This window comes from Streptomyces cavernae, from assembly GCF_004023625.1.
Lineage (GTDB): Bacteria > Actinomycetota > Actinomycetes > Streptomycetales > Streptomycetaceae > Streptomyces > Streptomyces cavernae.
The window spans coordinates 160241-181356 of sequence record NZ_RPDJ01000023.1; the positions used below are offsets into that span (position 1 = coordinate 160241).

Annotated in this window: 19 protein-coding genes; 11 read left to right on the forward strand and 8 right to left on the reverse strand. The window is 71.1% G+C overall.

Features of this window, described 5'->3' with window-relative positions:
* Positions 1–15 precede the first annotated feature (15 nt).
* From EF387_RS30335 to EF387_RS30355, 5 genes are all read right to left on the reverse strand, one after another.
* On the reverse strand, positions 16–1149 hold the full coding sequence (locus tag EF387_RS30335; RefSeq protein WP_128379826.1) for a CHAD domain-containing protein: 1134 nt from the start codon (positions 1147–1149) through the stop codon (positions 16–18).
* The gene (locus EF387_RS30340) at positions 1130–3466 is read right to left on the reverse strand and encodes an RNA degradosome polyphosphate kinase (RefSeq protein ID WP_128379827.1); all 2337 of its coding nucleotides are present in this window, start codon (positions 3464–3466) and stop codon (positions 1130–1132) included. Before EF387_RS30340 ends, EF387_RS30335 begins: the two co-directional genes overlap by 20 nt.
* A 169-nt stretch (positions 3467–3635) precedes the next feature.
* The gene (locus EF387_RS30345) at positions 3636–4601 is read right to left on the reverse strand and encodes a hypothetical protein (protein ID WP_238431788.1); all 966 of its coding nucleotides are present in this window, start codon (positions 4599–4601) and stop codon (positions 3636–3638) included.
* A complete protein-coding gene (locus tag EF387_RS30350) occupies positions 4598–5533 on the reverse strand; it encodes an ABC transporter ATP-binding protein (RefSeq protein ID WP_128379828.1) in 936 nt (311 codons plus the stop codon). The genes EF387_RS30345 and EF387_RS30350 overlap by 4 nt, the downstream gene beginning before the upstream one ends.
* A complete protein-coding gene (locus tag EF387_RS30355; protein ID WP_128379829.1) occupies positions 5530–5916 on the reverse strand; it encodes a GntR family transcriptional regulator in 387 nt (128 codons plus the stop codon). The genes EF387_RS30350 and EF387_RS30355 overlap by 4 nt, the downstream gene beginning before the upstream one ends.
* Positions 5917–6038: 122 nt before the next feature.
* On the opposite strand from EF387_RS30355, the gene EF387_RS30360 reads away from it, so the two are divergent.
* From EF387_RS30360 to EF387_RS30380, 5 genes are all read left to right on the forward strand, one after another.
* Positions 6039–6581, forward strand: coding sequence for an RNA polymerase sigma factor (locus tag EF387_RS30360; RefSeq protein ID WP_128379830.1), 543 nt, complete (start codon positions 6039–6041; stop codon positions 6579–6581).
* Positions 6578–7471 carry a cupin domain-containing protein gene (locus tag EF387_RS30365; protein WP_128379831.1) on the forward strand — a complete coding sequence of 298 codons (894 nt, stop codon included), beginning with the start codon at positions 6578–6580 and terminating at the stop codon, positions 7469–7471. The genes EF387_RS30360 and EF387_RS30365 overlap by 4 nt, the downstream gene beginning before the upstream one ends.
* Positions 7472–7533: 62 nt before the next feature.
* Positions 7534–8397, forward strand: a complete 864-nt coding sequence (locus EF387_RS30370; protein ID WP_128379832.1) for an ABC transporter ATP-binding protein — start codon at positions 7534–7536, stop codon at positions 8395–8397.
* Positions 8394–9941 (forward strand): ABC transporter permease, encoded by a 1548-nt coding sequence (locus EF387_RS30375; protein WP_128379833.1) that lies wholly within the window; start codon positions 8394–8396, stop codon positions 9939–9941. The genes EF387_RS30370 and EF387_RS30375 overlap by 4 nt, the downstream gene beginning before the upstream one ends.
* The gene (locus EF387_RS30380; protein ID WP_238431789.1) at positions 9929–10657 is read left to right on the forward strand and encodes an ABC transporter; all 729 of its coding nucleotides are present in this window, start codon (positions 9929–9931) and stop codon (positions 10655–10657) included. The genes EF387_RS30375 and EF387_RS30380 overlap by 13 nt, the downstream gene beginning before the upstream one ends.
* On the opposite strand, the gene mshD is transcribed toward EF387_RS30380, so the two are convergent.
* Together mshD and EF387_RS30390 are read right to left on the reverse strand one after the other, a co-directional pair.
* On the reverse strand, positions 10617–11534 hold the full coding sequence (gene mshD, locus EF387_RS30385) for a mycothiol synthase (RefSeq protein WP_128379834.1): 918 nt from the start codon (positions 11532–11534) through the stop codon (positions 10617–10619). The genes EF387_RS30380 and mshD overlap by 41 nt on opposite strands.
* A 73-nt stretch (positions 11535–11607) precedes the next feature.
* Entirely contained in the window at positions 11608–12852 is a 1245-nt protein-coding gene (locus EF387_RS30390) for an MFS transporter (RefSeq protein ID WP_238431790.1), read from the reverse strand.
* A 114-nt stretch (positions 12853–12966) separates the two neighbouring features.
* Here EF387_RS30390 and EF387_RS30395 point away from each other — a divergent pair, with 114 nt between their 5' ends.
* Positions 12967–13764 carry an AraC family transcriptional regulator gene (locus EF387_RS30395; RefSeq protein ID WP_128379835.1) on the forward strand — a complete coding sequence of 266 codons (798 nt, stop codon included), beginning with the start codon at positions 12967–12969 and terminating at the stop codon, positions 13762–13764.
* Positions 13765–13834: 70 nt separating this feature from the next.
* Here EF387_RS30395 and EF387_RS30400 read toward each other — a convergent pair whose 3' ends face one another.
* Entirely contained in the window at positions 13835–14674 is an 840-nt protein-coding gene (locus EF387_RS30400) for a LysR family transcriptional regulator (RefSeq protein WP_128379836.1), read from the reverse strand.
* 93 nt (positions 14675–14767) lie between these two features.
* Between EF387_RS30400 and EF387_RS30405 the strand changes: the two genes are divergently transcribed.
* From EF387_RS30405 to EF387_RS30425, 5 genes are all read left to right on the forward strand, one after another.
* A complete protein-coding gene (locus EF387_RS30405) occupies positions 14768–15505 on the forward strand; it encodes an SDR family oxidoreductase (protein ID WP_128379837.1) in 738 nt (245 codons plus the stop codon).
* Between the two features lie 215 nt (positions 15506–15720).
* Positions 15721–17520, forward strand: a complete 1800-nt coding sequence (locus tag EF387_RS30410; protein ID WP_128379838.1) for a bifunctional metallophosphatase/5'-nucleotidase — start codon at positions 15721–15723, stop codon at positions 17518–17520.
* 58 nt (positions 17521–17578) lie between these two features.
* Positions 17579–18967 carry an LmeA family phospholipid-binding protein gene (locus EF387_RS30415; RefSeq protein WP_420802643.1) on the forward strand — a complete coding sequence of 463 codons (1389 nt, stop codon included), beginning with the start codon at positions 17579–17581 and terminating at the stop codon, positions 18965–18967.
* A gap of 249 nt (positions 18968–19216) precedes the next feature.
* Positions 19217–19894 carry an RNA polymerase sigma factor gene (locus EF387_RS30420; RefSeq protein WP_128379839.1) on the forward strand — a complete coding sequence of 226 codons (678 nt, stop codon included), beginning with the start codon at positions 19217–19219 and terminating at the stop codon, positions 19892–19894.
* Positions 19891–21036: a CU044_5270 family protein gene (locus EF387_RS30425; protein ID WP_128379840.1), complete on the forward strand. Its 1146-nt coding sequence runs from the start codon at positions 19891–19893 to the stop codon at positions 21034–21036. Before EF387_RS30420 ends, EF387_RS30425 begins: the two co-directional genes overlap by 4 nt.
* Positions 21037–21116 lie beyond the last annotated feature (80 nt).

Here is a 21116-nt window from a genome sequence, read left to right on the forward strand (position 1 = left end):
GCCTCCCCTCGTCGGTCACGGAGTTCCCACCGTTTCCTTCGACCACGCGCGCTGGAACGCGAACCGGGCCGCCTCCACCTCGTGGCGCTGATCGGCGTGCAGCACGCCGAGCGCATAGGCCGTCGCGGGCGCGATCCGCGGGGTGCGGGCCGCGGACGCCGCCGCCGAGGCCGCCTCCGCGGCGTCCCGGTGCCGGTTGAGCGCCTGCCCCGCACTGACCAGCCGAACGTCGGTCGAGCCGACGTCGCCGTCCCCGGTTGTGTGCAGCACCTCGAGCGCGTAGCGGTGCAGCCGCAGCAGCAGCCTGACCTGGTGCCAAGGGGCGTCCTGCGGCTGCGGAGCGGTGTCCGCGGACAGGCCGTGCACCAGGGCCTCGGAGTTGTACGGGTGACCGGCGACCATCAGCGGCAGGCCCGCGACGGCGTCCGTGAGCCGGCCCTCGGCCTCGGCGGCGAGCGGTGTCAGCCTGTCGGCGGTCGCCGTGGGCGCGAGCGGGACCTCGCTGGCGAGGACCGCGACGCTGTCGGCGACGGCGTGGAAGCGGGAGGAGCCGAGGGCCTGGAGCGCCGCCGAGTGGGCGCGGGTCCGGGCCAGCGTCAGCTGACGCTCCAGCAGGGCACCGGCCTTCGCCGCACCCACCGTCAGGTTCCCGCGTTCGGTGGCGGGTTGGCCCCGCCTGCCGTTTCCGGCCGGCCCGCCCGGGTCCCCCGCGAGCCGTTCCGCCGCCGCGGAACGACCGCCCACGGCGGGCAGCGTGGCCGAGGGGGTGGTCACCTGCCGCGGCACCCCGGTCGCCCCCGATGCCCCGGACAACCGGTGCAGTGCGTCGAGCAGCCGTTCCAGCCGGGCCGCGTAGGCGTGTTCGCGGGCCAACGTCCCGGACAGCCAGGCCAGTTCGGGCCGCATCCGCTCCGACCAGTCCACGTCGAGGAGTGGCCGGAAGGTGTGCAGTGTGCCGCTGATGCGGCGGGACGAGCGGCGCAGGGCACGCGCCGCGTCGACCGTGTCCTGCGCACCGTTCGCCGCTCCTTGGCCCTCGCGGTGCACCCGCAGCGCGCGGAGGAACTCCGTGGCCTGTGCCTGGAGATAGGCCGCCAGGGAGTCTCCGGCCACGGGATGGGCCGCAGGGTCAAGGTGTTGCTGTGCCACGCCGGCGCCTCCGGGCGTCTATGAGCATCTCCTGGACGTTCCGCAGGGGCTGGCCGTCGGCGTCGGTGGCGTGCCGGGTCCACTCGCCGTCGGGCCCCAGGTGCCAGGAGGAGGTGGTGTCGGACATGCCGGCTTCGAGGAACCGGTTGAGGGCCGAGCGGTGGGCGGGGTCGGTGACCCTGACCATTGCCTCGATTCGGCGGTCGAGATTGCGGTGCATCATGTCGGCGCTGCCGATCCACACCTCGGGCTCGCCGCCGTTGCCGAAGGCGAAGACACGCGAGTGCTCCAGGAAGCGGCCGAGGATGGAGCGGACCCTGACGTTCTCCGACAGGCCGGGCACGCCCGGGCGCACCGCGCAGATGCCGCGCACCCAGATGTCGACCGGCACCCCGGCCTGGGAGGCGCGGTAGAGCGCGTCGATGACCGCCTCGTCGACCATCGAGTTGACCTTGATGCGGACATGCGCGGGACGTCCGGCACGGTGGTGCTGGACCTCCTTGTTGATCCGCGCGACCAGGCCGTCCCGCAGGGACTTGGGGGCGACCAGGAGGCGGCGGTAGGTCTCGCGGCGCGAGTAGCCGGAGAGCCGGTTGAACAGGTCGGAGAGGTCCGCGCCGACCTGTGGGTCCGCGGTCAGCAGGCCCAGGTCCTCGTACAGGCGGGCCGTCTTCGGGTGGTAGTTGCCGGTGCCGACGTGGGCGTACCGGCGCAGGGTCTCGCCCTCCTGGCGCACCACGAGCGACAGCTTGCAGTGGGTCTTCAGGCCGACCAGCCCGTACACGACGTGGCAGCCGGCCTCCTCCAGCTTGCGGGCCCACTTGATGTTCGCCTGCTCGTCGAAGCGGGCCTTGATCTCGACCAGGACGAGGACCTGCTTGCCGGACTCGGCCGCGTCGATCAGCGCGTCGACGATCGGGGAGTCACCGGAGGTCCGGTACAGGGTCTGCTTGATCGCGAGGACGTCGGGGTCGGTCGCGGCCTGTTCCAGGAACGCCTGCACGGAGGTGGAGAAGGAGTCGTACGGGTGGTGCAGCAGCACGTCCCGTTCGCGCAGCGCGGCGAAGATGTCCGGCGCGGAGGCGGACTCGACCTCGGCGAGGTCGCGGTGGGTGCCCGCGATGTACTTCGGGTACTTCAGCTCCGGGCGATCCAGGGCGCTGAGGCCGAAGAGACCGGTGAGGTCCAGGGGACCGGGGAGCGGGTACACCTCGGCCTCGGAGACCTTCAGCTCGCGCACCAGCAGGTCGAGGACGTAGCGGTCGATGGACTCCTCGACCTCGAGCCGCACGGGCGGGCCGAAGCGGCGCCGCATGAGCTCCTTCTCCAGGGCCTTCAGGAGGTTCTCGGCGTCGTCCTCCTCGACCTCGAGGTCCTCGTTCCGGGTGAGCCGGAAGGTGTGGTGCTCCAGCACCTCCATGCCCGGGAACAGCTCTTCCAGGTGCGCGGCGATGACGTCCTCGACGGGGACGTACCGGCTGGGGGACGCCTCCAGGAACCGCGACAGCAGCGGCGGCACCTTGACGCGGGCGAAGTGACGGTGGCCGGAGACCGGGTTGCGCACCACGACCGCGAGGTTGAGCGAGAGGCCCGAGATGTACGGGAAGGGGTGCGCGGGGTCGACGGCCAGCGGCGTCAGCACCGGGAAGATCTGGTGCCTGAACAGCGTGAACAGCCGCGCCTGCTCCTTCTCGGTGAGCTCGCCCCAGCGGACGATGTGGATGCCCTCCTCGGCGAGCGCGGGCGCCACGTCCTCCTGGAAGGCGGCCGCGTGCCGGGCCATGAGTTCGCGGGAGCGGGCCCAGATCATCTCCAGCACCTCACGGGGCTGCAGACCCGACGCGGAGCGGGTGGCCACGCCGGTGGCGATGCGCCGCTTGAGACCGGCCACCCGGACCATGAAGAACTCGTCCAGGTTGCTGGCGAAGATCGCCAGGAAATTCGCCCGTTCGAGGAGGGGGGTGTTGGGGTCCTCGGCCAGTTCCAGCACCCGTTCGTTGAACGCGAGCCAGCTGCGCTCGCGATCGAGGAAGCGGTTCTGGGGGAGCCGGCCGATGTCCTCCGGGTCCTCGTAGGAGTCGAGGTCGGCGTCGAGATCGGGATCCAGGTCGGACACTGCCGCGGCGACGGTGTGCGGGCGGTGTGCGGCTATGGAGCCCACGGATGGCTGCGGGTGCTGGGTCTGCGCTTCGGGCTGGCTCATGAACCCATTCTTCCGCGTCGAGGGGGTCAGAGGCGCGTCGGAAAGGGCAGGCGGGAGCGCCGGGATGACTCCCTCGTCCGGCGGTGGAGCAGGCTCGGGCACTGCTGGGCTCATTGCCCGAGCGTCGCAAGGTCGTCTGAACCGTTGGTTAAGGCGACATGACGTGCGGGACATCGGCGGGCGGCTCCCGGGCATCCATTCGCCCGGGAGCCGCCTACTCGTACACAGGTTCGCCCTCCCCCCGCGAGGGGCGAACCCGGGTCCGTGGACCGGCCGGTGGCGGTCAGGGGGTGCGGCGGCGCAGCACCAGGAAGGCGGTGAGCACGGCTACCGCGCTGAGGGCCAGGACGATGCCGCTCTCCACGAACTGCAGCGGCCAGAAGTGGGACCGCGGGTGCTGGGTGGCCCAGAAGTCGGTCAGGCCGGTGGCGGCTTTGCATTTCTCCAGGTCGGCGAGACTGTCGGAGTCGACGCAGGCGAATACGCCGTTCTCCTCTTGGCCCTCGGCGGTGATGGCGCCGCGGTCGATCTGCAGCGCGCTGCGGGGCTGGTTGAGGGCGGCGCGTCCGATGACCGTCTGGGCGGGCCACAGGTCCTCCCGGTAGCGCTCCAGCAGGTTGTAGAGGGCCAGGGTCACGGCGAAGCCCACGCCCGCACCGGCGAGCGCCCGGCGGGTCAACAGACCGGCGAGTGCGCCCAGGGAGAGGCCCGCGAGGACGTATGCGACGGCGACCGGGCCCGTGGAGACGAAGACGTCCGGGTAGTACCAGTCGCCCACGAGGTTGGGGTCGCCGTCCTGGTGCGCCCACACGTTGAGGAGGACGGCCGTGGTGGTGCCCGTGGCCAGCAGCAGGGCCGGGAGCGCGAGCTTCGCGGTGAGCCAGCGTGCCGGGGAGACGGACTGGGTCCAGTTCAGCTGCGCGGTGCCGTTCTCCATTTCGCGGCCGATCAGCGCGCCGCCCGCCCAGGCGGCGACGGGGAACATCAGGTACGACAGGACCGTGGCGACCTGGGAAAGGGTGTCGCGGTAGGTGTCGTCGACGGTCAGCTCTGTTATCTCCAGGCAGGACGCCAGACTGGTGCCGGGGGAGCCGCAGGGGCCTGCGAACGCGCGGGCGTCGTCGCCGATGGCGTACATCCGGATCAGCGTGATGGTGGCGGCGAGCAGGCCGGCCCCCCAGACGAGCAGCGCGGTCCGGTGGAGCCGCAGCACCGTCCACGGCAGGCCCTTCACAGCGAAGGTGCTCATGCGGCGGTCTCCTGCTGGTGGGTGTGGTCGTTGTGGTCGGTGTGGTCAATGTCGCCTGCGGGGGCCTGGTGGCTGCGGAGATGGCCCAGGACGAGCTCCTCGAGGGTGGGCTGCTCCCGGTGCCGGGCCGGGCCGGTGGTGCCCGCGGCCGATTCCTCGGTGGTGTCCGCGACCCGGACCAGGGCGGTGTGGCCGCGGCCGCTGGCTCGCCGCTCGATCACCGTGTGCGGGGCGAAGTCCGTTCCGGTGCCGGTCAGCAGGGCGTGGGCGGCGAGCAGCTCCTCGGTGTCGCCGGCGAGCCGCATCCGTCCGCCCTGGAGCAGCAGCAGGTAGTCGCAGGAACCCTCCAGCTCGGCGACCACGTGGGACGACATCACGATGGTGGTGCCGTGCTCCACCGCCTCGGCCATCAGCGCGCCGGTCAGTTCATGCCGGGCCAGGGGGTCGAGGTCGGCCATGGGCTCGTCCAGGAGCAGCAGTTCGGGGCGCTTGCCGAAGGCGAGGGCGAGCGCGACCCGGGTGCGCTGCCCCCCGGAGAGGGAGCGGATCTTGGCCTTCGGCTCCAGCCCGCCGGTGCCGTAGGCGATGCGCTCGGCGGCGCTCTGCTCCCAGCGCCCCGGGTTGAGTTCGGCGCCCAGCCGCAGCGTCGCGGCGACCGTGAGCTGCGGATGAAGCGGTTTGTGCTGTGCGACGTAGGCGATGCGGCTGCGGGCGGCGGTCGGTGGCCCGCCCAGGACCTCGACGGTGCCCGCGGTGGGCTTCAGCAGTCCTGCGGCGATGGCGAGCAGTGTGGACTTGCCCGCGCCGTTCGGGCCGACGAGTGCGCAGATACGGCCCTTCGGTAGCCGGAAGGAGCAGTCCGCGAGGACGTCCCGTTTCCGGCGCCCGTATCTCCTGCCGAGGCCTGCCGCCTGGATGGCGGTGTCGGTCATTCCTTGTCCCCCTTGAAGTTCTCGTCCAGGACGGCGGTGAACAGCGCCGCCACGTCGTCGCGGTCCAGTCCCGCCGCCCTGGCGCGCCCCGCCCAGTCGACGAGCTCCGCCCGCAGCGGGGACTCGGCCGGAGCCGAGCCGAGGCTCCGGCGGACGAAGGTGCCGAGCCCCCGCCGGGCCTCGACCAGGCCCTCGCGCTCCAGCTCGCGGTACGCCTTCAGCACGGTGTTCGGATTGATGGCGGTGGCCTCCACCACCTCGCGGGCCGTGGGCAGCTGGTCCCCCGGCTCCAACAGACCTAGGCGCAGGGCCTGTTTGGTCTGCTGGACGATCTGCAGATAGGTCGCGACACCGCTGCGCCTGTCGATGCGGTACTCGACCACGCCCACAACCACCCTTTCACTAATTAAGTAGTGAAAGGGTGGTGCAAGGTGTGAGCGTTGTCAAGAGAAAAGTCGTGCGGGAAACCGTGAACCGCTCCCGGGGGGTCGTCCGATGATGCGGTGTGAGGGAAACGAGAACCGACGGGGACCTGCTGCGCGCCATCGCGGCGGACCGGGACCGTCGCGCCTTCGAGGAGCTGTACCGCAGGTACGCGCCGTGGCTGGTAGCGCGGTTGCGCGGCCGCTGTGCGGACCCGGGGGTCGTCGACGACGTGGTCCAGGAGACCTTCCTGGCCGTGTGGCGCGGCACCGCCCGCTATCACCAGGAGGGCGACGTGGCCGGGTGGTTGTGGCGCATCGGCTCGCGACGGCTGATCGACGTGCTGCGCGGGGACGGTGCCCGCGGCCGGCTGCGGCAGGCGCTGTCCCGCCTCCGGCACCGCGACGAGGTCTCCGCCGAGGAGCGCGTCCTGGCCGGAGTGGAACACGGCGACCTCGCCGGGGCGCTGACCCGGCTCTCGCCCGAGTTGCGGGCGGTGCTCCAGGCCACAGTGATCGACGGGCTCACCACCCGGGAGGCGGCGGTCCTGCTCGGCATTCCGCCCGGCACGGTCAAGACGCGGGCCCTCAGGGCCCGCAAGCAGCTGCGGGAGGCGCTGACATGAGGGCCCACGAGAACCACGACCGGCCGGATGCCCGGGACACCGGATGGCACGTCGACGACGAGGATCTGCGGGCCTACGTGCAGGGCGAGTTGACCGCTCCCCGGCTCTGGTCCGTCGACACGCATCTCGTCGCGTGCGACGGCTGCCGCCGCGCGCTCGCCGAGGTGAGCGATCCGGTGGCGCTCGACATGGGGTGGGCGAGGCTCGACGCCGAACTCGACGCGCCGCGGCCCGGCCGGGTCGAGTCGCTCCTGCTGTGGATCGGTGTCGCCGACCACACGGCACGACTGCTCGCCGCCACACCCGTGCTGCGTCGCGCCTGGCTGGTCGCGGTCAGCGCCGTCCTCCTCCTGACCGTGGCCGCCTCCTCGTCCCTCCGGGACGCCGCGTCCCCCACGCTGTTCCTCGCCCTGGCGCCGCTGCTGCCGCTCGCCGGGGTGGCGGTGTCCTACGGTCCGGCGCTGGACCCGACGTACGAGATGACCGTGGTCTCACCGGTGCACGGGTTCCGGCTGCTGATGATCCGTACGGTCGCCGTGCTCGTCCTGGCCCTCGGTGTGAACGGACTCGCGACGCTCGCACTGCCCGGGTACGGGCTGCGCGCGCTGGCCTGGCTGCTGCCCGCCCTCGCCCTGACCGCGACCGGACTCGCCCTCACCCCCCGGCTGGGGCCCGTCCTGGCGCCCGCGCTGGTCGGCGGGGCGTGGGTCGGGACGCTGGCCGTGGCGCGCGCCACCACCGATGAGGCCACGCTCCTTCCGTTCACGCCGGCCGGCCAGGTGATCACCGCGGCGGTCGCCGTACTCGCCGCCGTCCTGCTCTACCACGTGCGTGACCGCTTCGACCTGACCGCACGAGCCCGCTTCGGCGCCGCGGACGGCGTCCTGTGACGACCACCGGCTCACCCACGACCGCCCATCCGTTCCGCCTCTCCCATAGGAGTGCCGCAGGTATGTTCCCCACCGTCTCCGCGTCCGGACTGACCCTCCGCTACGGCGGCACACCCGCCCTGGACGACGTCTCCCTGCGGCTCGAGGAAGGGGTCACGGGGCTGCTCGGGCCCAACGGGGCCGGGAAGACGACCCTGCTCCGGGTCCTCGCGACCGCGGTGCCCGCCGACCGGGGCGTCTTCACCGTGCTCGGACACGACCCGGGCACCGCGGCCGGCCGGCAGAACCTGCGGCGGGAGCTGGGCTACCTGCCGCAGACCCCGGGCTTCCACCCCGACTTCACGGCCTTCGCGTTCGTCGACTACGTGGCGATCTTGAAGGAGATGACGGACCGTTCGGCCCGGCACCGGGAGGTCAGCCGGGTCCTTCAGGCCGTCGGCCTGTCGGACGTCCGCGGCAAGCGCATCAAGCGGCTCTCCGGCGGAATGCGCCAGCGGGTCGCGCTGGCCGCCGCGCTCGTCGGCGACCCCGGCTTCCTCGTGCTGGACGAGCCGACCGTCGGCCTCGACCCCCAACAGCGCATGCGCTTCCGCGAGTTGGTCGCAGAGGCGGGGGAGGGCCGGACCGTGCTGCTGTCCACCCACCAGACGGAGGACGTAGCGATGCTCTGCCGCCGCGTGATCGTCATGTCCTCCGGCCGGATCCGCTTCGACGGCACCCCCGCCGAACTGACCGCGCGGGCGGCGGGCCGGGTGTGGAGCAGCGCCGAACGGGACCCGGGCGCACGGGCCGGATGGCGCACCGGCCTCGGCTCCTTCCGAAACGTCGGCGATCCCCCCGAGGGCGCCGAACTCCTCGAACCCACCCTGGAGGACGGCTACTTGTTCACCCTCGACGGAGAGCCCGTTCGGGAGGCCGCGGCATGAGCGACACCCTCACCAGGACGACCACCGAGGCACCGGCGCGGAAGCCGGTTCCGGCCCGCGGCTCGGGCACGAAGGCCGTGCTCGCCCTCGCCCGCTTCGAGGCACGCGAACTGGCCCTGCAGATACCGGTGGTGGCGTTCCTCGCGCTCTATCTGGGCCTCACGGGCTGGAGCCTGTACAAGAACCCCGACGACTTCCCGGTGCTCCACGACGTCGACCGGGCCACCCAGAGCCTGCCGCTGCTGCTCAGCGTCATGCTGTTCGTCTGTGTCAACCGGGCCGTGCTGCGCTCCCGCCGGCGCGGCACCGACCAGCAGTTCGACGTCCTCGTCGTCGAGCCGTGGCGGCGCACGGTGGCGCACGCGCTGTCCGTCGTGCCCTTCGCCGTGATCACCGCGCTGGTCGTGCTCGCCGAGGTCTACTGGGCGGCATCGCGGCCGGGCCCGGCCGGCCACCCCTCGCCTGCCGAGCTGGCCGTGGGCCCGCTGACGGTGCTGCTGTCCGGTGTCCTGGGCGTGCTGCTCGCCCGGCTCGTCCCGACCGTGTTCGCCGCCCCGCTGTTCGCGATCGCGGCCTTCGTCCTCACCGGCACGATCATGTCGGTCAGCGGCAACCCCCACTGGCTCCAGTGGCTCGGCCCGGTCGTCATGGAGATCGGGGCGGCCCCGCTCCCCTCCGATCTGCTGGGCCGTCCGGCCGGCTGGCACGCGCTGTACCTGGCGGGGCTGGTGGTGCTCATGGTCTGCCTGGCCGTCCTGCGCAGCGGCGGCCGTACGGTCCCGGTGAAGGCGGTGACGGCCCTCGCCCTGGCCGCGACGGTCGCAGGCGTCTACGGGCAGTCCCCGAGCGAGTCCGAAGAACTCAGGGCGGCCCGCCTGGAGGCGACCCGCCACCCCGAGAAGGTGCAGTCCTGTGTGGACCGGGGCACGGCGGCGTACTGCTTCTTCCCCGAGTGGGAAACCCGTGTCAAGGACTGGCAGCCGGTGGTCCAGGGTGTGCAGTCCCTCGCGGGCGGCCCCGCCGCCGCGGCCCGGCTGACCGTGCGGCAGCGGGTCGACGCCCGCTACGGACTGGAGTCGCAGGGTTCGCTCGAACCGGCCTCCGAGCCGGGACAGGTGACCGTCGGCACCAGGTGGGGCGGCAACAGGATCCCCGAGTTCGCGGTGGGTGTCGCCTCGGTGCTGGTGGCGGGCGACGAGGAGAGCGTCCTGGACATGTGCGACGGCCGGGTGGTGACGACGATGTGGCTGGCACTCCGCTCCCAGCCGGAACCGATGACCGCACTGCGCAACCTCCGCATCGACGACAGCGTCAAGGGCTCCGCCATCGTCCTCGCGCCCACGGACCCGCTGGCGATGTCCACCGAACAGACCCGGATCGTGAGCGAGTTGCTGCGACGCCCGCGCTACAGCGTCATCCCCAAGGTGAAGGCGCACTGGAGGGAGCTCACCGCACCCGGGACGACCACGGCACGGGTGGCCGAGATCCTCGGAGTGCCGGCCGCGCCCCAGGGAACCAAGGAGGACGACTCATGCGCGCAGTAGCCGTTCCCGGCCCGGATCTGAAGGAACCCACCCGGGTGCGTACGTACCCGGTGGTCCGCGCCCTGCTGCGCCCCGTCGCGCACATGCTCCCCCACCGGGCCCTCGCGGCGGGCAGCGTCCTGGGGCTGCTGCTCGCTGCCGTCCCGCGGCTGTACGAGCGGCCCGACGCCGAACTCGGTGTCGGTCTGCTGCGGGCCGCCGCGCTCGCCTTCGCGCTCGGCGCGGCGTTCCTCCTCGACGACCCGGCCAGGCACATCACGGCCGCCGTGCCGACCGGCCGGGCGGTGCGCGTCGGCCTGCGCATGGCCCTCGTCGCCCCGCTCGCAGTGCTGTGGTGGACGGCTGCGCTGCTCCTCGTACCGGAGGCGGCACGGCCCCCGGTGGGCGCCATGACCCTGGAGGCCGCCGCCACCCTCGCGCTCGCCCTCGCCGCGGCGACCGCGGCGGTGCGGTTCTCGGGCCAGAGCGAGCCGGGCCTCGGCGCGGCCGGGGGACTGCTGGCCGCCGCGGTCGCCGCGACGCTGCTGCCCGTACCGCTGGGGCTGCTCGTGCCGGTGGCGGACCCCGGCTGGGACAGTGCCCATCAGCGGTGGGCGGCCGTCCTCGCGGGGGCCGTGCTGGTCTGCGCCTACTGCATGCGGGAGGCGGTCCGTCCGAACGCCTCGCGTGCCGCGCTCACGTCTCCGTCCGGTACATCAGGTCCGCCTCGAAGGTGACGAACCCCAGCCGCTCGTAGACGGCCACGGCCGCCTTGTTGTCGGCGTCCACGTAGAGCATCGCCGTGGGCAGTCCCTGGGCGGCGAGATGGCGCAGCCCGATGGTGGTGAGTGATCTGCCCAGGCCGCCACCCTGCTCCCCGGGCCGTACGCCCAGCACGTACACCTCCCCGAGCTGCTCCTCGGCGTGCACCTTCGTCCAGTGGAAGCCGATGAGCCGGCCCTCGCGCTCGGCGAGGAAGAAGCCGGCCGGGTCGAACCACGGCTGTGCCTTGCGGTCGTCGAGGTCACGCTGGGTGAGGGAGCCCTGCTCGGGGTGGTGGGCGAACGCCTCGGCGTTCACCTCGAGCCACGCCGCGTCGTCCTCACCGGGGACGAAGGTACGTACGGTGACGCCCTCGGGCAGTGTGGGCTCGGGCAGCTCCAGGTCGGCCAACGACCGCCGCATCTGGCGCAGTTCACGGAACAGGGTCAGCCCGAGCACCTGGGCGAGGTGCCGGGCGGCCGAGTGCCCGCCGTGCGCCCAGACCCGCAGCCGCTTACCGGACTCGGCGAGCAACGCGGCGCCCAGCGCCCGTCCGTGGCCCTGGCCGCGGTGCTCCGGACGGACGACCAGCTCGGCCGCCGGGGCCTCGACCGGGTCGGTGTCCTCCAACTGGGCGTACCCCACCAGCTGCCCGTCCACATGGAGCAGCAGATGCCGTACGCCTGCCCGGGCCCCGCCCCGCAGTTGCAGCCGCCCCTGCTCGGACACGGCGGGCTGCCCGTCGTCACGCGCCGCCTCTTCGATCAGCCCCATGACGGCCGCGGCCTGCTCGGCACTGAGCACGTCGAGGGTCTCGATGGTCCGGGTCCGCGGGGTGGGGTCGCTGCTCATGGTTATGAGGGTACGGGGACCCACCGGTCTGTGACCGGCAATGCTCTCCCCTGGACGCCTTCTTCGCACAGGCTCATTCACGTTCCGAGCCCGACTCATAGCGCCAGAACGGTCGCACCAGGACCGCGGTTGCCATAACCAGGACCAAGCACACGAAGGCGCTGCCCGACCAGGCCATGCCCAAGCCCATGGTGGCCGCCATCGCTCCCGCGCGCAGATCACCCAGCCGGGGCCCGCCCGCCACGACGACAGTGAAGACGCCTTGCAGGCGTCCCCGCATGGAGTCGGGAGCGTAGGTCTGCAGAATGCTCTCCCTGTAGACCGCGCTGACAAGATCGGCGGCGCCTGCGCAGGCCAGCAGGGCGACAGTGCCCCACAGCGAGGACGTGGCTCCCGCGAGGCCGACCGCTGCGGCCCAGCCCGCCACCGCCACCGCCAGAGCGATGCCCTGACGGCGTACCTTTGCGATCCACCCGCTGAACAGCCCGGCCGCGAGAGAACCGATGGCGATCGAGGCGTAGAGCAGGCCCACACCGCCGTGGAAGCGGGAGTCGGCCACCTCCGGGAACAGCGCTGTCGGCATGGCCAGCACCATGGCCGCGATGTCGAGCACGAACGACATCCACAGCACAGGGTTGGCGCCGATAAAGCGCAGTCCATCCCACACCGAGCGCAATCCGCCCCGTGACGAGTGCGTGTCGATCGGCTGTACAGGGGGCAGGCGATACGCCGAGTACAGCAGCAAGGTGAACAGGACGGCGTCGACGCCATAGGCCCAAGCGAACCCGCCTGGCAGCGCGATCAGGATTCCTGCGAAGAGCGGGCCGACCACCTGGCCCAGGTTCCCGACGGTGAAGTACAGGGTGTTGGCCGCAGGGATCATGCCCGAGGGAACGATACGGGGAATGATCGCGCCGCGTGCGGCGGACGATATGGCGAATGCCGCCGCCTGGCCGGACACCAGCACGATGATGAACGGCACCGAGCGGAGATCTGCCAGCGCCTGTGCCAGCAGGGCGAGAGTGATCAACCACGTGGCGGCGGACGCGGACAGATAGAGCAGACGGCGGTCGACGCGGTCGGCGATGGCCCCGCCGTACAGGCCGAAAACCACGATCGGAAGCAGTCCGGCCAGCCCGGTGAGACCGACGTACAAAGAGGAGTGCGACAGCGCATAGACCTGTACCGGCACGGTGACACCGGTGACCATCGTCCCCACGTAGGCGGCTGCCTGTGCGAGCAGGAGGCGCCGAAAGGCCGCCACGGTCAGGGGACGAGGGTCCAGGGTCGCCGCGCGTAACCTCCGCGCCAGACGCACGGACAACCCACCCTCGTGTTGCCCGCGATGGCCCGGCGAAGACGATCGTGCAGTGCTCATGGCCTCACGCTCGCAGGCAGACATGATGCCGCGCTTCCGATAATCTGCCGATCAATGTCGGAGAACAGCCAGGCAGTTACGAGCCCGACGATCACGAGGCACGAACACATCGCTGGTCAGGTCATCGGCCGCCACCGCCATGCGTTCCACCAACTCATCTACGTCAGCACCGGTGTTCTCGCTGTCCAGACGGGAGAAGCGTCCTGGGTCGCCTCCAACGCCCAGGCGATGTGGATTCCGGCGGATACCTGGCACCAGCACCGGGTCTACGGCCCCAGCCGAGTGCACACCATCGGATTCGCTCCGGATGACGCCCCACTACCGCCCGCAGCGCCTAATGTTGTCTCCGTCGAGCCGCTGCTGCGCGAGCTCCTCATAGCCCGCAGCGATCCTGACCTGCCGACGCCGGAGGCGGATCGCCTGCAGGCGGTCATGCGCGACAGGCTGCAGCGCTCTCACGTCCAACCGCTCACCCTGCCCACACCCCGGGGCCCCAGGCTGGTGCGTGCCTGCGAGCTGGCCGCCGGAAATCTGGCACAGCTGCGCACCGTGACCTGGCTGGCCCGGCAGACCGGTGTGGGCGAACGCACCCTGTCACGGCTGTTCCGGGCGGAGTTCGGCATGACGTACCCGCAGTGGAGAACCATCACCCGGGTGTTCCACGCCATGATCCAGCTCGCTGAAGGTGCAACCGTCACCGAGACCGGCCGTCGCTGCGGATGGGCGACGACGAGCGCCTTCATCGATACCTTCACCCGCACCATCGGCCAGACGCCCGGGGGCTACCGAGCCGCGGCGTGCGGGATCGCGCGCCACTCCCGGACACCTGAGAAGAAACTCGCAACAGGATGATCTGCAAACGCTGACGGGCCGCCGACGACGTACGTCCCTCCCTCGCCGAGGCCGCCACGCGAGCGGCCGGTCAAAGACGTGTTGCTACGCGGATCAGGTCGGCGACTGCGCGAAGTCGGCTCTGCGACGGCCAAGCGATCACCGTTGTCACGGGCGGAGCATCCAGGACCGGCACGGCGGCGAGATCTCGGCGCAGGTCGGTGCCGGCGGACTCGGGGACGATCACGGTGGTACGGCCGAGCGCGATCAGCTGGAAGAGCTGTGTGAGGTTGCGTACCTCTGCTCCTGGTCCCTTCGGGTAGCTGCCGTCATCGTCGGGCCAGCGGGCCATCGGGAGTTCCGGCAATGCGGTGACCTCGGCCACCCGAATCCGTGAGCGGCCGGCCAGTGGGTGAGAGATGGGCAGGATCGCCACCTGTCCCTCGGTGTCCAGAATTTCGGTGTCGAGTCCGGCCGTCGAATCGAACGGCAAATGCAGCAGAGCCACATCGGCTTGCCCGTTCCGCAGCAATTTCTGTTGCTGATGCGCCTCACAGAGCAACAGATCGACGGTGGCCGCACCGGGCTCCGCGCGGTAGGCGTCGAGCAGTTTGGCCAGCAACTCGCCGACGGTGCCGGATTTGACGGCGAGGACGATGCGGGGGCGCCGTTGCGCAGCCTGCTGGGTACGCCGCTCGGCTGCGGCTACCGCCGCGAGGATCGCGCGCCCCTCGGACAGCAGCACGGCCCCCGCGTCGGTGAGGGTGACCTTGCGGCTGGTGCGCTCCAGCAGTGTGACCCCGAGCTGTCGTTCGAGCCGGGCAATGGCGCGGGACAGGGGCGGCTGGGCTATCTTCAGACGCTGGGCGGCCTTGCCGAAGTGCAGTTCCTCGGCGATGGCGACGAAGTACCGCAGCTCGCGTATCTCCATGGGTGCACGGTAACTTCGGCGGACGGTCAATTGATGTCGCTCGGGTATTGCTGCGTTGCCGAGATGGTGTTGGTGCCTGGTCGCAGCGCAGCCATGCTCGCTGTCATGAGTGAGAAGACGATTGCGCTGGTCACCGGTGCGAACAAGGGCATCGGATACGAGATCGCGGCCGGGCTGAGCGCATTGGGCTGGAGCGTCGGTGTCGGTGCTCGAGACCGGCAGCGCAGGTCGGACGCCGTGGCGAAACTGCGCGCGGCAGGTGCCGACGCCTTCGGCGTGCCCTTGGACGTGACCGACGACGAGAGCGTGAACGCCGCGGCGCAGCTGATCGAGGAGCGGGCGGGACGCCTTGACGTGCTGATCAACAACGCCGGCGTCGCGGGTGGCTGGCCGGAGGAGCCGACGACCATCGACCTGGAGACCGTGCGGCGGTTGGTGGAGACCAACGTCTTCGGCGTCATCCGGATCACCAACGCGATGCTGCCGCTGCTGCGCCGGTCGACGCACCCGAGGATTGTCAACCAGTCCAGTCATGTCGGCTCGCTGGCCCTGCAGACCAGGCCCGGTGTCGACCTCGGAGGGATCAGCGGGGCTTACTCGCCGACGAAGACCTACCTCAACGCCGTCACCATCCAGTACGCCAAGGAGCTGAGCGACACCAACATTTTGATCAACAACGCCTGCCCCGGCTACGTGGCCACCGACCTCAATGGGTTCAGCGGAACTCAGACCCCTGAGCAGGGCGCCGCGATCGCCATCCGGCTGGCGACCCTGCCCGACGATGGCCCCACCGGTCAGCTCTTCGACGACAACGGAGTCGTGCCCTGGTGATGTTCTGAGCCTGAGTCACCCGGGCCGGACGGCACGTCAGGACCGGCAAGAGCCCGTGAGGCACCCTGAATTGGGGATCGGTTCGCACACCAGATGCAAAAGAGTTAACAAGCACCCCCTGTTGCGCTACGCGCGTTGAATCTAGGCTGCGCGCCAGGCCCCAGCCGCCTCGTGACTCTCACGACATGACTCTCACGACTCCCCAGGGGGGATCCATGGCGTCAACGCCTCGGTCCAGACGGACCCATCGCCTGCTCGCCGGCGCCGCCGGAATCGCCACCGTGGGGGCGCTGGCCGCAGCGGTGCCCGCCAGCGCCGGCCATGACAGGGCGACGCCCAAGCACCACCAGGGCAGCCCGCGCTACCAGGACGTCCAGCTGCTGTCCTTCAACGACCTGCACGGCAACCTGGAGCCGCCGACCGGCTCTTCGGGCCGGGTGACGGAGCACCAGGAGGACGGCACCAGCAAGACGATCGACGCGGGTGGTGTCGAGTACCTCGCCACGCATCTGCGCCAGGCCCGCAAGACCAACAAGTACTCGATCACGGCCGCCGCCGGTGACATGGTCGGCGCCTCGCCGCTGATCTCCGGGCTCTTCCACGACGAGCCGACCATCGAGGCCCTGAACAAGCTCGACCTCGACGTGACGAGCGTCGGCAACCACGAGTTCGACGAGGGAGCCAAGGAGCTGGCCCGCCTGCAGAACGGCGGCTGCCACCCCAAGGAGGGCTGCTACGACGACAGCGAGAAGTTCGGCGGCGCGAACTTCCCCTACCTCGCGGCCAATGTGACGAAGGAGAAGACCGGCAAGCCGATCCTCAAGCCCTACTGGGTGTGGAAGAAGAACGGCGTCAAGGTCGGCTTCATCGGCGTGACCCTCGAGGGCACCCCGAACATCGTCTCCGCCGAGGGCGTCAAGGGCCTGAAGTTCCGCGACGAGGTCGAGACGATCAACAAGTACGCCAAGGTGCTGCAGCGGCAGGGCGTGAAGTCGATCGTCGCGCTGATCCACGAGGGTGGCGCGCCCGCCTCCACGGCGTACAACTACGACTGCGACAGCCCCGGCCCGGGCGACGGCATCTCCGGCCCGATCGTCGACATCGCCAAGAACATCACCCCGTCCGTCGACGCCCTGGTCACCGGCCACACCCACCAGGCGTACGCGTGCACCATCAACGACCCGGCGGGCAAGCCCCGCATGGTCACCTCGGCCGCCTCCTTCGGCCGGCTCTACACGGACACCACGCTGACGTACGACCGCTGGACCGGTGATATCGCCCGTACGGCGGTGAAGTCGGCGAACCACGTGGTCACCCGTACGGTGCCCAAGGCGTCCGACATGACCGCGCTGATCGCCAAGTGGAAGACGCTCTCCGCGCCCATCGCCTCGCGCCCCATCGGCTACATCGCGGGTGAGATCCCCAACACGGGCACGGAGTCCCCGCTCGGCGACATGATCGCCGACGCCCAGCTCGCCTACGCCAAGTCCCTCGACCCCGAGGCCGACCTGGCGCTGATGAACCCGGGCGGCATCCGCGCCGGACTCACCTACGCCTCCGGCAACGGTGAGGGCGACGGAGTGGTGACCTACGGTGAGGCGTTCACGGTCCAGCCGTTCGCCAATACCGTCAACCTGGTGAATCTCACCGGCGCCCAGCTGATCACCGCGCTGCAGCAGCAGGTGAGCGGCGCAAACGAGGCCGCGCCGAAGATCCTGCAGATCTCCAAGGGGCTGACGTACACCCTGGACCTCACCAAGACGGGGGCCGCGCGTGTGGTCGCCGACTCGGTCAAGCTCAACGGTGCGGCGATCGACCCGGCCGCCACCTACCGCGTCGCGATGAACTCCTTCCTCGCCGGCGGCGGCGACGGCTTCGCCGAGCTCGGCAAGGGCGCGGACGTCCTGGTCGGCGGTGACGACCTGGCGGCGTTCGAGGCGTACCTCACGGCCAACTCCTCGGCGGCGGCGCCCTATCCGGTGCCGGCGGCGGACCGCATCACGATCGTGAAGTAGGTCGCACAAGGCGGGTTGCGGTTGCGGACAGGGGTGGTACGCATGTTCGGATGGAGTGATGCGTACCCCCCACCGCATGACCGCTCAGGCCCCTGTACATCCCCCCGCACAGCCTTATGAGGAACTCGGCCGGCTCGACGAACTCGGCGCGAGCGGACCGCTGGAGGAATTCCTCCGAGGCGGCACGGCGAACGATGCGACCGCGAACGACGGCCGCGTGTACGACGGTTCCGGATACCTCGGCCCGGCGTACGACGGCTTCGCGTACGACGGCTCCGCGTACGACAGCTCCGCGTACGACGGCTCCGTACACGGCGCGACGGCGACCGACGATCCCGCCGACGGCGGCACGGCTACCGACGATCCCGCGAACGACGAGCCTGCGAACGGCAGGAGCGCGGGTCGGCGGCGCGGGCGCCGCAAGAAGCGCTTCGCAGGTCTCCCGTTCGCCCTGAAAGCCGTCGTGGCCCTCCTCGTCCTCGGCGCGTTCCTCACCCTCGGCGACCGCTGGGCCGTGCTCTACGCCGAGCACGAGGCGGCCGGCCGGCTGAAGGACTCCCTGAAACTGAGCGCGGCGCCCGAGGTGGAGATCGGCGGCTTCCCGTTCGTCACCCAGTTCCTCGACGGGCGGCTCGACACCGTGCAGGTCACCGTCCCGGACGTCGCCGCCGCCCGGGTCTCCCTGGCGAAGGTGTCGGCGACCGCGAAGAACATCCGTATCGACGGCGCTCCCACGGCCGTGCGCGGCGCCCGGATCCCCGAGGTGAACGGCGAGGTGCTGCTCTCCTTCGAGGACCTGAACCGCGAACTGGGCGCCTCCCAGGTCACGTTCAGCGGTGAAGGCCGGGACCGGGTGCTGGCCCGCGGCACCCTGCCGGTGGCCGGGCACGACCTCAAGATCCGGGCCGACGCCCGCATCCGGCGCGACGGCGAGCGCGGCATCTCCACCCAGATCGGCGGAATGCGCCTGGACATCGGAGACCTGGCGACCTACCGGCCGGGCAGCCGCCCCTCGGAGGGCCTGCACCTGTCGCGTGCGTCGGCCGAGCGCCTGGCGAAGGAGACCCGGAAGGCGAAGGCGCTGCTGGCGGTGCCGTCGGTGGTGCGACGGCTCGGCGTGCCGGACACGGTGGTCCGGCAGGCGCTGCGCGACGACACCGAACTCGCCCGGCTCACCGGCTCGCCCCGCTTCGTGCGCCAGGCCATGGACCTGAACCTCGTGGACGTCGCGGCCGACAACCCGAAGCTGCTCGAGCGCTTCGGCCTGGACCCGGCGCTCCTCGACAGTCTGACCCGCCTGACCCGCCCCGCCCTCGCCGACCAGCTCTCCCTCGGCTTCCGGCTGCCCGAGCCGGCCGAGGGGGACGTACGGCTGCGGGACGTGCGCGTCGAGGAGGAGGGGATCCGGGTGCAGGTCACGGGGTCGGGGCTGGCGTTCGGGCGGTAGACCGCGTGCTCACGCGGGCCGGTGCGGAGGGTTGTCCGGCGGTCCGGCGCTTGAGGCCGAGGCCGTTCCGACCGTACGTGGGTCTTGGGCGGGGCCCCGGGACGGGACGGTACGGGACGGGCAGGTTCGGAGGGGGCGAGGAACTCCCGGCCCGCCACCCGCAGCCAACACCCTCACCCACCACAATGTGATCGGGGTCACGGGAACTCGGCGGGGGTGAGCCGCCAGCTAGTGAGGGTGAGCACTCATATGCGTACCCGGGTACGGGCCGGGGATCCGAGCGCGTTCGCCGAGCTCTACGACAGCTACGCGCGCGCGGTCTACAACCATGCCTTCCGACTCACCGCGGACTGGTCCGCGGCCGAGGACGTGATGGCGGAGACCTTCATGGAGGCCTGGCGGCTCCGTGACCGGGTCGACGCCGAGGGAGGCTCCCTGCGGCCCTGGCTGCTGGGCGTCGCGACCAACGTCGCGCGCGGCCACTACCGCAGCATCCGTCGCTACCGGGCGGCGGCCATCGCCGCAGCGGAGGCCGAGACGACGCTCCCCGACCACGCCGACGAAGTGGCGGGGCGGCTCGACGACCGGCGGCGCATCGCCGCGGCACTGCGCGCCCTCGCCACACTGCGCAGGCCGGAGCGCGAGGTCCTGACGCTGTGTCTGTGGGAGGGCCTGGAGTACACGGCGGCGGCCGAGGCGCTGGGGATCGCCGTCGGCACGGTCCGCTCCCGGCTCTCCCGGGCCCGCACCAAGCTGCGCAAGCTCACCGAGGCCCAACTGCTCGCGACCCCGCCCGCGGAGCCCGTCCGCCCCGCTGGACCCGGCGGAAAACTCGTGAGGGAAAACCGGGAACCCGGCCGACCGGATCGCCAGATAAGAAGCGAACGTATCCACGCGATCCGGCCCGTATCGGAAGGAAACCGATGAAAGCGACCCAGTCCCGGCAGCGCCCGGCCGAGTGGGAAGAGAGCGCACCGCTCCTGCCCCAGACTGCGCGCGAACTCCCGGCGGGCCGTCACCAGTTCCACAAGGAGCGTCTGATGGCCCACATCCAGCAGGACATGCAGCAGGACACGCGGCAGGGCGTCCAGGGGGAGGCGCACACGGCGACGGCGGCCCCCGCCCGTCCGAAGACCGGCCGATTCCGGCTGCCGCGCCCGGCGATCACCCTGCCCGCGATGGCCCTGGCCCTGGCGGGCGCGGTCGTCGCGGGGACGGTGATGAACAGCGGGCAAGGCGTACGGGACACCGGTGTCGCCACCGGGCCGGCCCTGACCACCCAGGTCGGCGCCGCCACCAGCAAGGGCGTGCCGCAACTGCTCGACCGGATCTCGCTCGCGGCGGCCGACGCGTCCCACCCCACCGTCAAGCCGGGCCAGTTCGTCTACATCGAGTCCAAGACGGCCGACACGTTCGTGAAGACGGTCGAGGACAAGAGCAGCCTGGCCAGTCATGAACTGCACCGGCGTCAGATCTGGCAGTCCGCCGACGGCAAGGAGGGGTGGCTGATCGACCCGGCGGTGAACGAGAGTGCGGAGGGGGAGACGCTGAGCCTGCCCAACGAGCAGGGCGGGTACGAGGAGGGCAGCATCAACAACCCCACGTACGACTTCCTGGCCAAGGTGACCACCGACCCCGACAAGCTGCTGGAGATGATCTACAAGGAGACCGAGGGGCAGGGCAACACCCCTGACCAGCAGGCGTTCACCACGATCGGCGACCTGCTCACCGAGAGCTACCCGCCCGCGGAGCTCTACTCGGCCCTGTTCAAGGCCGCCGCGAAGATCCCCGGAGTCGTCGTGGTGAACGACGCGCAGGACGCGATCGGCCGGTCCGGTGTGGCGGTGGCCCGGCTGGACGAGACGGGCGGCTACCGCGAGGAGTGGATCTTCGACAAGAAGACCCATGCCTTCCTGGGCGAGCGCAACGTCCAGGTGAGGAAGGTCTCCCAGGACGGGGTCGTCATCAATCCCGGCACCGTCATGTTCACCAGCGCCATCACCGACCGCGCGATCGTGGACGGCATGAAGGAGGTCCCCGGGCGGACCGGCCCCGCGCGGAACGGCTGACGCCCGGGCTCGCGAACGGCTCACGCCCGGGCTCGCCGGTGGCCCGATCGCCCGGTGGCGCCGGCGTCCGACGGCCCCTG

Coding starts and splice junctions, on each gene's coding strand:
- EF387_RS30350 (WP_128379828.1), bottom strand. CDS start 5,533: ATGACCGACACCGCCATCCAGGCGGCAGGCCTCGGCAGGAGATACGGG.
- EF387_RS30370 (WP_128379832.1), top strand. CDS start 7,534: ATGTTCCCCACCGTCTCCGCGTCCGGACTGACCCTCCGCTACGGCGGC.
- EF387_RS30345 (WP_238431788.1), bottom strand. CDS start 4,601: ATGAGCACCTTCGCTGTGAAGGGCCTGCCGTGGACGGTGCTGCGGCTC.
- EF387_RS30365 (WP_128379831.1), top strand. CDS start 6,578: ATGAGGGCCCACGAGAACCACGACCGGCCGGATGCCCGGGACACCGGA.
- EF387_RS30405 (WP_128379837.1), top strand. CDS start 14,768: ATGCTCGCTGTCATGAGTGAGAAGACGATTGCGCTGGTCACCGGTGCG.
- mshD (WP_128379834.1), bottom strand. CDS start 11,534: ATGAGCAGCGACCCCACCCCGCGGACCCGGACCATCGAGACCCTCGAC.
- EF387_RS30415 (WP_420802643.1), top strand. CDS start 17,579: ATGCGTACCCCCCACCGCATGACCGCTCAGGCCCCTGTACATCCCCCC.
- EF387_RS30380 (WP_238431789.1), top strand. CDS start 9,929: ATGCGCGCAGTAGCCGTTCCCGGCCCGGATCTGAAGGAACCCACCCGG.
- EF387_RS30410 (WP_128379838.1), top strand. CDS start 15,721: ATGGCGTCAACGCCTCGGTCCAGACGGACCCATCGCCTGCTCGCCGGC.
- EF387_RS30400 (WP_128379836.1), bottom strand. CDS start 14,674: ATGGAGATACGCGAGCTGCGGTACTTCGTCGCCATCGCCGAGGAACTG.
- EF387_RS30420 (WP_128379839.1), top strand. CDS start 19,217: ATGCGTACCCGGGTACGGGCCGGGGATCCGAGCGCGTTCGCCGAGCTC.
- EF387_RS30340 (WP_128379827.1), bottom strand. CDS start 3,466: ATGAGCCCAGCAGTGCCCGAGCCTGCTCCACCGCCGGACGAGGGAGTC.
- EF387_RS30375 (WP_128379833.1), top strand. CDS start 8,394: ATGAGCGACACCCTCACCAGGACGACCACCGAGGCACCGGCGCGGAAG.
- EF387_RS30425 (WP_128379840.1), top strand. CDS start 19,891: ATGAAAGCGACCCAGTCCCGGCAGCGCCCGGCCGAGTGGGAAGAGAGC.
- EF387_RS30395 (WP_128379835.1), top strand. CDS start 12,967: ATGTCGGAGAACAGCCAGGCAGTTACGAGCCCGACGATCACGAGGCAC.